Below are 11,840 nucleotides of genomic sequence, written 5' to 3' on the forward strand. Positions count from 1 at the left end.
TCACATGACAGTGATTAGCGCGCCTAATCACGTATTTGCCATTATCTCATCTTATCTTATGCTATTAACATTTTGACGGACGACACCTTATGTCTGAACTTCATCTATTAAGTACCGATCAGCTCATTATGGGCTTGCAAGACAAACAATTTAGTAGCGCGGAATTAACCGAGCACTATATCAAGCGCATCGACGCGCTAGACAGCAAGATCAATAGCTTTATCACGCATACTTCTGAGACTGCACGTGCACAAGCAAAAGCGGCAGACGAGATGCGTGCACAAGGCGATAAGCGTCCGCTACTTGGCGTGCCGATGGCGCACAAAGACATCTTTTGTACCCAAGGCGTACTGACGACTTGTGGCTCAAAGATGCTGCATAACTTTGTCTCACCATATAACGCGACCATCGTCTCTAACATCGACAACGCTGGCATGATTAGCTTGGGCAAGCTCAACATGGATGAGTTTGCAATGGGCTCAGACAACAGCAGCTCGTACTACGGTACGGTACAGAATCCTTGGAACCTAGAGCGCGTCCCTGGTGGTTCATCAGGTGGTAGTGCTGCCGCGGTTGCCGCTGGTTTTGTGCCAGTTGCTACCGGTAGTGATACAGGTGGCTCTATTCGTCAGCCTGCTTCATTCTGCGGACTAACTGGTATCAAGCCTACTTATGGCCGTGTGTCACGCTTTGGTATGATTGCCTATGCCTCAAGTCTAGACCAAGCCGGTAGCATGGGACGTAGCGCAAAAGACTGTGCCTACCTGCTACAGCCAATGATTGGTCATGATCCGCGTGATGCCACCTCTATCAAACATGAGATGCCTGACTACGTACAAGATATCAATGATGCTCAGGCTGCTGCTGGTGATAAGCCATTTGAAGGTCTTCGTATCGGTGTTGCCAAAGAATACTTTGGCGCAGGGCTGGATAGCGAAGTTGAGCAAGCTGCCCGGGCTGCATTAACAAAATACGAAGAGCTGGGGGCGACGATTGTAGAAGTAAACATCACTGATCCTGAGATCACGCTTGCCACTTACTATATGTTAGCGCCTGCTGAAGCATCATCGAACCTATCACGCTTTGATGGCGTACGTTTTGGCTATCGCTGTGAGAACCCAACGGATCTGATCGATCTATATACACGCTCACGCTCTGAAGGCTTTGGCCCTGAAGTACAGCGCCGTATCTTGACCGGCACTTATGCGCTATCGGCTGGCTACTTCGATGCTTACTATACAAAAGCACAGAAGATTCGCCGCCTAATCGTCAAAGACTTCGATGAAGCATTTGCTAGTTGTGATGTGATTGCTAGTCCAACGGCACCGACAGCAGCCTATAAGCTGAGTGAAGATCTTGACCCTGCAACCATGTATTTAGGCGACGTCTATACCATCGCGGTCAACCTAGCAGGTCTGCCTGCACTTAGCCAACCCGTTGGTTTGACTAAGGAAGGTCTACCTATTGGCCTGCAGTTAATCGGTAAGCACTGGCAAGAGAGTCAACTGCTTACGACTGCGCATCTATTCCAGCAGCATACAGACCATCACTTACAACACTCAGCCATCGCAAAGGAGACGGTATAATGAACACAGCAACTACTGATAACAATGCCGCCCGTGAACACGCCGTGCGTAAAGAGCTATTTGTTGATGGTTATGAAGTGGTCATCGGTATCGAGATTCACTGCCAGCTAAACACAGAAAGTAAAATATTCTCAAGTGCGCCGACTGACTTCGGTCATGAGCCAAACAGCCAAGCGAGTATCGTTGACTTAGGTCTACCTGGCGTATTGCCCGTATTAAATGCTGGTGTGGTCGATCGCGCGTTAAAATTCGGTATTGGTGTCAATGCTGAGCTGGGTCTGTTTAATACGTTTGACCGTAAGAACTACTTTTACCCTGACTTGCCTAAAGGCTATCAAATCACTCAGATGGCCAATCCTATTGTCGGCGTTGGCTATATCGATGTCGTGGTCAATGAAGGGGATAAGAACGAATACCCTAAACGTATGGGTATCACCCGCGCGCATCTAGAAGAAGATGCAGGTAAATCAGTGCATGACGCAGTCGACGGTATGACCGGTGTGGATTTGAACCGTGCTGGTACACCACTGATCGAAATCGTCTCTGAGCCAGACATGCGCTCAGCTCACGAAGCACTTGCCTACATCAAAGCCATTCATCAGCTAGTCACGTGGCTTGGTATCTCAGACGCTGTAATGGCTGAAGGCTCGTTCCGCTGTGACTGTAACGTCTCTGTGCGCAAGCCAGGCGCTGATCTCGGTACACGTACTGAGCTGAAGAACCTAAACTCATTCCGCTTTATCGAGCGTGCTATCAACCGTGAGATTGAGCGTCAAATCGATATTATTGAAGATGGTGGTAAAGTCGTTCAAGCGACGATGCTATATGATCCAGAGCGCGACGAAACGCGTACCATGCGTACCAAAGAAGACGCTAACGACTATCGCTACTTCCCTGATCCTGACCTGCTACCTGTCCGTATCGAGCAGCATACGGTTGATGCCATCAAAGCAGCGATGCCAGAGCTACCAGTTGCTCGTCGTGCACGTTTCGAAGAAGCGCTTGGTCTGTCAGAGTATGACGCACGTATCCTGACTGGTAGTCGTCAACTTGCCGATTACTTCGAAGATGTGGTGGCTGAAATCGGTCAGTCAGATGCCAAGATGGCTGGTAACTGGGTCATGGGCGACTTGCTTGGCGCACTGAACAAAGATGACAAAGACATCGTCGATTCCCCTATCAGCGCCAAGCAGTTGGCTGGTATGCTAAAACGTATCAAAGATGACACGCTATCTGGCAAACTGGCTAAGAAAGTCTTTAGTGCTCTATATGAGCGCGAAGGTGGCAATGATGATGACGCAGCAGATGAAATCATCAAAGAAAAAGGTCTCAAGCAAGAAACTGATACTGGCGCTATCAAAGCGATGGTCGAAGACGTCATTGCAAAAAATGAAGCCATGGTAGAAGAATATCGCGGCGGTAAAGAAAAAGCCTTTAACGGTCTGGTCGGTCAAGTCATGAAAGCCAGCCGCGGTAGCGCCAACCCGCAGCAAGTGAACCAAATCCTAAAAGAGCTATTGGGCTAAAGTCACCTGCGCAATAGAAATACTGACTGTGATGCGTAGAATAATGTGGTAGATTTTGGCTAGTATAAATAGCCCTTGCAATATACATAATTTTGCGTAAAATAGTCAGTCATTCGGGGCGTAGCGCAGTCTGGTAGCGCACTACACTGGGGGTGTAGTGGTCGCAGGTTCAAATCCTGCCGTTCCGACCAAACATAGTAGTAAAGAGAAAAGCCAATCATTGTTTTCAATGGTTGGCTTTTTTTGTGCTAAATTTGGCTAGTGATTGTATGATGATTAATAACGCAAAAAATAATAAAAGTACTGCAAGGCACAATGAGTATCCGAAAGCCAGCCGTTCACACACCTTTAGGCTGATAGTGTCTTGTACTTAATCTGATTTAGGGGTGTGTGGAGATATAATATATGCAAGGTGTTTATAAAGATGCTAGATATTATTCACAATTTAATAATTGCGATAATATTAAAAACAATTTTGACTATTTAACCGTACCAGAAGCAGCTATTTTATGGTGTGGTATTCCTAGAAGCGATTTAGCTATTGAGTTAGCTCAATGTAAGCCTAAAGGAGATGGGAATGCTTTATCAAGAAATACTATGAAGCATCCATATGTTCAGTGTGTTGAACCTAGATGCGTATTACTGCATCAAGCTTTTGATGATGGTAAATTGAAAATGGGCAGGGATGGTGACAAAGGAGATTATATAAATGGTGAAAAAGAAAGAGAAGTAGCTAATTATATGAGTGGTGGCATAGGTCATATAAGCCCTGATCGACGTACTATAAAAATTAATGATTTAAAAGAATTTATTGCAGAATACCATGCTGATGATATGCCTAAAACGTTATTTTCTGATATTGATATTCATAAGCTAAAGCCAATTACACATGACGACTATTCAGCTTTATTAGCTAAAAATGAAGCTTTAGAAGCACGCTTAGAAAAAGCCACAGAAGTTTATTACAGCCAGCGTAATGAAATAGACTCATTAAATAAGACCCTACAATCTCAATCAGCTATTACTCAAGATGATATAACGCAAGCAAGCGTTTATCAGCTAATCAATACTATGAAAGGACTATTATTGAACAGTGAAATAACTGAAAGCTTATTTGTGAATAAAGACAATGCAAATGCTGGCAAGCAACCAACACAAAGCATGCTTGTTAATCACATAGCTGATATGAACATCAAAACTTTGAGCGAAAGAACTATTAATGGAATATTTGCTAAGGCAAACAAAATCTGAAAGGTTTTGTAATTTGCAATTTTGATCTTGCAGCTTGCAATGACCCTAGAACCTACACCCACTAACATAGACCATGTAAGCTGTAAAATACCTTTACGGCTCAATACACAACATGGAGCTATAAGCATGGGCCAGCAAAACCAATCACCGCATAACGCACCTAGTCACTTATCAAAATGGCTACTACCAATACTTAAAGCAATAGTTAGCATCCTTCTACCTTACTTGCTATCACCGCCTGATATCAGCATTCATATCCATCACATTAATATCATATTTTAGCGCCAAGAGACTGAGCACTACCCTAGCAGATACTTGTCATCTATAGACTTTTATAGAGCGAGCCGTTAGGGTAAATGCTACCCCTTACACTGGTTTATCTTATGTCCGATCCTGTCAATCAGCCCACATCTACCCGCCTCATAGATAACGCACCTTGGGAGCGTTACCGCCGACCTTATGTGCGCGATTTGGCTTATGTACTGGCGTGTCCCAATGTTTTGACACAGTGGCTAGATTTTGCGCCGCATGAGAGCACACATGCTGTTTCAGTACATAGCGCACAATTTTGGCAGACGCAGTTTGAGGCGTATGAGCAGCGACTCACAGAGTTAGACACCACTGTCGCCTATCAAGAGTTGACCCGCTATTTACTCAAGCGTCCTAGTCCCAATCGCTTGGGGTTTCATTTTGAAGGGTTACTGTCATTTTGGTTAGAGGATGGCTATGCGCGTAACCTACATCCGTATGAGACACTGGCGAATAATGTGCAGCTGTATAATGGTAAGCAGACGGTCGGTGAGCTTGATTTGATTTTATACAATCATGCAGAGAATCTGGTCGAACATTGGGAACTGGCGATTAAATTCTTTATGGGCTCAGCACCGTTTGAACCTGAGAACTGGGTGGGGATCAACTCCAACGATAATCTACAGCGTAAGATGACGCACATGCAGACTAAGCAGTTTCGAGCGGTGTGGGTAGATACCGAAGATCAAGGGCAAGTCAAAATAGATAAGCGCTATGGTGTGATAAAAGGACGATTCTTTTTACCGATTAATACCACTGACCTTGGCGATTATGAGTGGCCTTTGTGGCTTACACCTAGCTTTCCAATACATGAATGGTGTGACAAGAGAGACAAGGCAGGTCTTGCTACGATTGACACCACTGCATTGCGAGCTGCGCATTACATTGAGTGGTTTACTCAGCGCAGCTTTTACAATGACCGTAAGCAGCAGCTAGGTTGGTCAGATAGCGAGTTACCTAAGACAGGTTTGTACTTTGAGGGTGATAGACCCATCGTCATTTACTCAAGACGGCTGAACTCAGACACAGAATTAGAATAAAACCCAGATTAAATTGATAAACCAACTTAGTTAGCTTAGATAGATTAGAGGCTATAGCTCAAACAGCACTGTAATAAGGAACATGATTTGGACGGCATGGCTTAAATAACAATGTTGTTTCAAGCGTCAGATCTATCTAATGAACGGCTTAATAACTCTCGATGACTTGCATCAGCTCATATCTCAGCATATCGGCACTCGGCATACGCTCAGCGTGAAAACGGACAATAGCGATACCTGCGCTCGCAAGGGCTTTGTCTTTTTTGTCATCGGCTTTTTGCCGCGCTTTACTATTGTGAGTCCAGTCATCCAGCTCAATAGCAAGCAGCGTGGTCTGAGCATCGACGTCTACAATCACATAATCAACACTCTGACGACAGATACGATTGAACCAAAAGCTGCGCTCAGATGTCTCATCACTATTGGCTTCAATGATTCGTGACAGCTGAACTTGTACGAATATATGATACTCAGGCAGTGCATTTCTTAATTTATTAAAAAATATGACCTCGGTATCTGTCATGATCGGCATCGGTGCAAATGGCCAGATGGCCAGCTCATCACCGCGCACAGGCTTTGGGTCAGGCTCAGCAACTGGGCGTCGTCTGGCTGACAGTTTCGGTAATGTAATCAGCCCTAAAAACCCAACGGCCAATATTAAAAATATAACACCAAATGACATGGTTTTACCTTATACAATATGAATATGATCTGTCAGTCATTTGCATCAAAAGGCATCGATGACTGACAGATCACAACGCGGCAACCTATATAGGCTGACAAGTTATACAAAGACAAATAATAAAATGGTGCTCATCGTACCCAAGCTTACCTCAATCGGCAAACAATAAAACAAAAAACACGACAGTAGATGTCGTGTTTTAATAAATCAGTAGATATTAGACCAGCACATATTAGATTAGCATCGTGGAGCGTATTTCATTTATTCAAACAGCTCTATTACCAAACCTTTTAGTCTGTGGCTTAACGCCAATATAGTACCCAAGCACTCGTCGTGTTGACATTCGGATCGCTATTGATCTTGTCTTTTAGTGCCAATGCTGCAACTTTGCCGCGCTCAGGACCGACGACAACACGTACGCCGCGACTGGTAGGGCTGGTCTTTACTTGATAGCCTGCGGATTGGAATGTTTTCGCTAATTGGTCTGCTTTAGCTTGGTTATCCGCTAATGCCACTTGTACCCCAAAGCTACCTTTGGCATCGGTCTCTTTCACTTCTTTACGCGCTTCGCTAAGTTTTTGCTGGGCGTCACGTTTGGCGTCGGCAGATTTCTTCGCAAGCGCTTCTTCTTGTTCGCGCTTCTTCTCACGCGCCTGCTCAGCTGCTACCGCTTCACGCTCTAGACGTTGTACTTGGCTACGAGATGGTATAGTGATTTCTTGACCCAGCTGCAGTGAGGTCGATGGTGAGATATTATTTGCTTGAGCCAATACTTCGACAGGCATATTGTACTGCCTTGCCAGTTTAATCAGTCCATCACCTTTTTTTACTTGATAATCAGAGGGCGATTTTGGTGGTTCGTTTTTAGCCGCTTCGGCTGCTTCCCGCTTTTTTTCAGCGGCTGCTTGCACCTCAGCTTGTTTTTTAGCTTCAGCCTGTCTCTTTGCTTCTGCTTCTTTTTTACTATCTGCCAGTTTTTTGGCTGCGGCTTGCTCTTGAGCCTCTTGCTGCTTTTTCGCCTGTGCTTCTTTTACTGCATCGTCCGCGGCTTTGATCAGTTTATCAGCGTCCTGTACTTCTTTGCTTGTCGCATTACTTTGCGTGTTGGTTGCATCTGCTGATTCATCGGTCTGCTCACTTGTCGCAGCAATGTTCTGCACATACTGCTGACTCTCAGCACGGGCTTTGGCTAGTGCTTCTGCTTCAGCAACTTCTTGCTCAGTCAAAAACTCTTTTGCACGCTTTTCTTGCTCTGCGACACGTGCAGCCCGTTCTTTTTGCTTTTGCGCAAGAATACGTTTTTCTGTCTCAATATCCGTTGTTAGCGGCTGCGGCGCCTCCTCTTCAACACTTGGCTTTTCTATCATCGCGGTTGCAGGCTGTGGCTGATTGCTCTCACCGATCTGCTGCACCATGGCGTATAGCATCACGCTACCGCCTAGAATCATCCCAATGCCCAATAAGGCTTGTCTCGAAAAGTTCATCCGTTTACGTCTCTTAGTTGGTGATAAGGTTGATTGAGCGGTGCTCTGACTGTCCTGTAGCAATAGTATCACTGATACAAGACAGTATCGCTTGCCGCCAGTTAATGCCATTAGTGTTCAAGAGCTATGCCGACTATAGCCTACCAGTCTTGCAAATCATTTTGATTATAAAGCATATTTTTTGTGCTGTCTGCTATCAGGCTACGACTAAGATTAACATTAAACTGGCGTGATTTTAACTTAAATTATCATACGGTAAGTGCACTCAATGCCTCGCCAATGGTATGAAACGAGCCACATACTACAATGAGGTCTTGCGGTTGGCTAGCCTCTATCACTGCATGAGTCGCTGCGTGCAAACCATCGCACTCATGAATGGTGCCGCTATCAATATACTTAACCAACACACCCTCTAGCTGCTCAGTGCTCGCAGCACGTGGATAGTCAATCTCAGCCAGATACCAATCACTAATCGGTAGACCTACTTGAGTCAGACGCTGCACCACCATATCAATGTCTTTATCACCCAGCATAGAGAACAGCATGTTTATCTTTGGCATACCTTTATCAGTTTGGCTGCTGTGTTTTGCCACATGCTGCTGCCAAAACGGTAGCAACTGCGCGATTAAGAACTCAACGCCTTGCTCATTGTGCGCCACATCAAACAACCAATGGCGGTCATGACTTTCACGATAGTCAAAGCGCCCAGCCAGTTTAACCGTATGTAGTGCGTGCTCAATAGCGTTGGTATCAACCTCTAGCGGGCTTGCAAGCACTGCCGATAGGGCATTGGCCGTATTGGTCAAAGATAGTGCAGGACGAGGTAATTGCAAGGTGACAGCGGCATTGCTGTATTGCCACATATCGACACTGATGTCTCGATAACTAAAATCTTGTCCAATCTGATAACAAGTCGCCTGTTTCTCATCGATAGCATGCTGCACGCTAGACGGCATTTCTGTAGCCCCATAAATCAGAGGGATGCCTTGTCGTAAGATACCTGCTTTTTCGCGTCCAATGTCTTCGACGTTGTCACCTAGCCAGTCGACATGATCGATACCAATATTGGTAATCACCGCCATATCAGGATCGATGATATTGACGACATCGAGTCTGCCGCCGAGCCCTACCTCTAACACCCAAACATCACAGTCAGCCTCAGCAAATATCAGCAGTGCTGCAAGCGTTGTCATCTCAAAGAACGACAAGGTCAAGCCGCACGCTAAGCGAGCTGACTCAACCTTGCTAAATACGTGGATCAATGTCTCGTCGCTGACCATTTCGCCATTGATACGCACGCGCTCGTTGAAGACGCTTAGATGTGGTGACTGGTATAGCGCTGTCTTATAACCTGCGGCTTTACACATTTCAGCGATGACAGCGGTCGTAGAGCCTTTGCCGTTGGTGCCTGCGACAGTGAAGACATAAGCATCATCTTTGGCTGACTGTACTACGCCTAGCGCTTCGGCGACAGGCAATACGCGTGACAGTCCCATATCTATCGCAGACACATGTATTTGCTGCATATAGTTTAGCCATTCGGTCAAGCTGGCCAAACCGACTTTTTCATTGAGGCTACTAAGATCAGACGCTGAAAAATCAGACATGAATAAAACCTATATAAAATTTGATAAGAGATAAACTATATGTGTTGGCTAAAACCAAAAATAGCATTTACCGTGCAATGACGATAAATGCTATTAGGGGTCTTGCATATGCTGTAGATAGTAGCACGCAGCTATACTGTTATGCACTCAATAAATGGCTCAGACTACTAAGCCATTCATGCTACTGAGCATCTACATTGGGTACGTGGCATAGTTTTGCGAGCAAGCGATAGATCGTATCAATCAATTGGTGACGATGTACCACTTCATCTACCACGCCATGCTCTAACAAGAACTCAGCACGCTGGAATGGCTCTTCTAATGTCTCGCGTACGGTCTGCTCAATCACACGCTTACCAGCAAAGCCGATCATCGCTTTTGGTTCTGCCAAGTGGATATCACCCAGCATCGCAAGCGACGCCGTTACGCCACCGTAGACAGGATTGGTCAATACCACAATATACGGAATACCAGCAATTTTTAGACGTTCAATCGCGGCAGCTGTACGTGCCATTTGCATCAATGACAATAGACCCTCTTGCATACGCGCACCGCCCGAGGCTGCAAAACAAACCAAAGGTATCTTTTGCTCTAGCGCCTTTTCGGCAGCTTGGACAAACCGATCACCGACGACCGATCCCATCGAGCCACCCATAAAGCGAAAGTCAAAGGCACAAGCGACGATATCAAGATTACGCAGTTTGCCATACATAGCAACCAGCGCTTCAGACTCACCTGTTTTTTCTTGTGCTTCACTCATACGTGCAGGATACGGCTTACTGTCCACAAAGCTCAACGGGTCTTTTGCCGTGAACTCTTGACCAGTCTCACCATCTACTTGGTCAAGTAACCAGTTTAAGCGCTCACGAGCACTCATTGGTAGATGATGATCACAATGCGGGCACACATAACAGTTAAAAATTAGTGCTGTATTAGTAATCATCGAGTGACAGTTACTGCACTTAGTTGACGGCTCAGTCTCTACCGCCGTCAGTGGTGCAGTCAGTTGCTGCTTGATACCTGGGATAGGACGATTGAACCATGACTGCTTGCCTGTGTTATTTGGCTCAGCGTTAGCAGTATTGTTTTCAGATTTTGTTATTGTATCAGTCATATTATTTGCCATCATAAAAGGCTTATTGACAAGTTTGCTCATTGGCTTGTCATTGAGAGTGTAATGGTCGTCTAAACAAAGCGTCAAACCCAGTCACAACATGAGCAGTTATGCGACATATCAGATGTTAAGCTAATATGTCGGTACTCTGGCGGTATGCTTTTTGATAGACGATGCAATTATGAGGATAATCACTCACAATAAACTACTATCAGACGCCATATAATAATCATGTTAGTTTACACTCGTAAACTAAATTTAGCAAAGTCATTATTTAGCAAAGTCATTTAGCATTGTCTTCACGTAAAGCACTTGAGTAAAGTCTGTAAAAAAACAGTGGCTGCGATTTGACTTTGCCGTTTCAAATAACTATTTCTTCAAATAACAGCAATACTAAAACAATAGCTACTAAGCACTTAAACTGTCTAGCGCACTACGTAGCTCATCCATTTTTTCCATGATTTTCTGCTGGGCATTGGCAACTGCCGCGGTGTCGTTAGCATCAATATCGGCAAAGTTCTGTACCAATGCACTACCGACGATAACACCATCTGCATGAGTACCGATTGCTTTTGCAGAGGCACCATCACGGATACCGAAACCGACGCATACTGGTAAGTCTGTTTCTGCTTTGATTGCTTGTACTTGAGTTGCAACATCATCTGTATCTAGGGTGGCTGAACCCGTCACGCCTTTTAGCGACACATAATAAATATAGCCACCACAATGAGTCAATACCTGTTCACGGCGCTCAGGCAAAGTCGTTGGCGATAGTAAGAAAATCTCATTCATCGCATGGTCAGTTAGATGCTGAGTAAAGCTGCCCGCCTCGGCTGGTGGCAAATCTACCATTAATAAACCATCAACGCCTGACTGCTCGCATAGCGCCACAAAGTTGTCATAGCCGATGATCTCCACAGGGTTGAGATAACCCATTAGGATAATCGGCGTTTGCGTATCGGTTTGACGGAACTCTGCTACCATCTTGAGCGCATCACGGGTACTGGTACCGGCGGCTAATGCACGCTCGCCAGCCAGCGCAACGGTTGGACCATCTGCCATTGGGTCAGAGAACGGTAAGCCAACTTCGATCATGTCTGCACCGTGCTTGACCAAGTCATGTAACAGACCGACAGTGGTTGCAGGATTAGGATCGCCTGCCATTACATAAGGAATCAAGGCTTTTTTATTTTGTGATTTTAAGGTTTCAAAGGTACTTTCAATTCTGGTCATAGTGGTCT

The 11,840-nt window shown here is 45.3% G+C and carries 9 protein-coding genes and 1 tRNA gene; 5 read left to right on the top strand and 5 right to left on the bottom strand.

Annotation, left to right across the window (positions count from 1 at the left end; genetic code table 11):
* The first annotated feature begins 89 nt into the window (after positions 1 to 89).
* The 5 genes from gatA to AC5JPO_RS05995 all read left to right on the top strand — a co-directional run bounded on the left by gatA (position 90) and on the right by AC5JPO_RS05995 (position 5,712).
* Entirely contained in the window at positions 90 to 1,586 is a 1,497-nt protein-coding gene (gatA, locus tag AC5JPO_RS05975; RefSeq protein ID WP_493853522.1) for an Asp-tRNA(Asn)/Glu-tRNA(Gln) amidotransferase subunit GatA, read from the top strand.
* Positions 1,586 to 3,112 carry an Asp-tRNA(Asn)/Glu-tRNA(Gln) amidotransferase subunit GatB gene (gatB, locus tag AC5JPO_RS05980; protein ID WP_493853523.1) on the top strand — a complete coding sequence of 509 codons (1,527 nt, stop codon included), beginning with the start codon at positions 1,586 to 1,588 and terminating at the stop codon, positions 3,110 to 3,112. Before gatA ends, gatB begins: the two co-directional genes overlap by 1 nt.
* 114 nt (positions 3,113 to 3,226) lie before the next feature.
* Positions 3,227 to 3,303: transfer RNA gene (locus tag AC5JPO_RS05985), tRNA-Pro, on the top strand.
* Between the two features lie 214 nt (positions 3,304 to 3,517).
* On the top strand, positions 3,518 to 4,363 hold the full coding sequence (locus tag AC5JPO_RS05990) for a hypothetical protein (RefSeq protein WP_493853524.1): 846 nt from the start codon (positions 3,518 to 3,520) through the stop codon (positions 4,361 to 4,363).
* Positions 4,364 to 4,746: 383 nt separating this feature from the next.
* Entirely contained in the window at positions 4,747 to 5,712 is a 966-nt protein-coding gene (locus AC5JPO_RS05995) for a DUF1853 family protein (RefSeq protein WP_493853525.1), read from the top strand.
* Positions 5,713 to 5,860: 148 nt separating this feature from the next.
* Here AC5JPO_RS05995 and AC5JPO_RS06000 read toward each other — a convergent pair whose 3' ends face one another.
* The 5 genes from AC5JPO_RS06000 to trpA form a co-directional block, all read right to left on the bottom strand.
* Positions 5,861 to 6,394 (bottom strand): DUF2726 domain-containing protein, encoded by a 534-nt coding sequence (locus tag AC5JPO_RS06000; RefSeq protein ID WP_493853526.1) that lies wholly within the window; start codon positions 6,392 to 6,394, stop codon positions 5,861 to 5,863.
* A gap of 302 nt (positions 6,395 to 6,696) precedes the next feature.
* Entirely contained in the window at positions 6,697 to 7,878 is a 1,182-nt protein-coding gene (locus tag AC5JPO_RS06005; RefSeq protein WP_493854014.1) for a LysM peptidoglycan-binding domain-containing protein, read from the bottom strand.
* Positions 7,879 to 8,126: 248 nt separating this feature from the next.
* Positions 8,127 to 9,485: a bifunctional folylpolyglutamate synthase/dihydrofolate synthase gene (locus AC5JPO_RS06010; RefSeq protein ID WP_493853527.1), complete on the bottom strand. Its 1,359-nt coding sequence runs from the start codon at positions 9,483 to 9,485 to the stop codon at positions 8,127 to 8,129.
* Between the two features lie 181 nt (positions 9,486 to 9,666).
* Positions 9,667 to 10,611: an acetyl-CoA carboxylase, carboxyltransferase subunit beta gene (gene accD, locus AC5JPO_RS06015; protein ID WP_493854015.1), complete on the bottom strand. Its 945-nt coding sequence runs from the start codon at positions 10,609 to 10,611 to the stop codon at positions 9,667 to 9,669.
* Positions 10,612 to 11,007: 396 nt separating this feature from the next.
* The gene (gene trpA, locus AC5JPO_RS06020) at positions 11,008 to 11,832 is read right to left on the bottom strand and encodes a tryptophan synthase subunit alpha (protein WP_493853528.1); all 825 of its coding nucleotides are present in this window, start codon (positions 11,830 to 11,832) and stop codon (positions 11,008 to 11,010) included.
* Positions 11,833 to 11,840: the final 8 nt, after the last annotated feature.

It is taken from the genome of Psychrobacter sp. H25, from assembly GCF_059076335.1.

Coding starts and splice junctions, on each gene's coding strand:
- AC5JPO_RS06010 (WP_493853527.1), bottom strand. CDS start 9,485: ATGTCTGATTTTTCAGCGTCTGATCTTAGTAGCCTCAATGAAAAAGTC.
- AC5JPO_RS06000 (WP_493853526.1), bottom strand. CDS start 6,394: ATGTCATTTGGTGTTATATTTTTAATATTGGCCGTTGGGTTTTTAGGG.
- gatA (WP_493853522.1), top strand. CDS start 90: ATGTCTGAACTTCATCTATTAAGTACCGATCAGCTCATTATGGGCTTG.
- trpA (WP_493853528.1), bottom strand. CDS start 11,832: ATGACCAGAATTGAAAGTACCTTTGAAACCTTAAAATCACAAAATAAA.
- AC5JPO_RS05995 (WP_493853525.1), top strand. CDS start 4,747: ATGTCCGATCCTGTCAATCAGCCCACATCTACCCGCCTCATAGATAAC.
- accD (WP_493854015.1), bottom strand. CDS start 10,611: ATGGCAAATAATATGACTGATACAATAACAAAATCTGAAAACAATACT.
- AC5JPO_RS06005 (WP_493854014.1), bottom strand. CDS start 7,878: ATGAACTTTTCGAGACAAGCCTTATTGGGCATTGGGATGATTCTAGGC.
- gatB (WP_493853523.1), top strand. CDS start 1,586: ATGAACACAGCAACTACTGATAACAATGCCGCCCGTGAACACGCCGTG.
- AC5JPO_RS05990 (WP_493853524.1), top strand. CDS start 3,518: ATGCAAGGTGTTTATAAAGATGCTAGATATTATTCACAATTTAATAAT.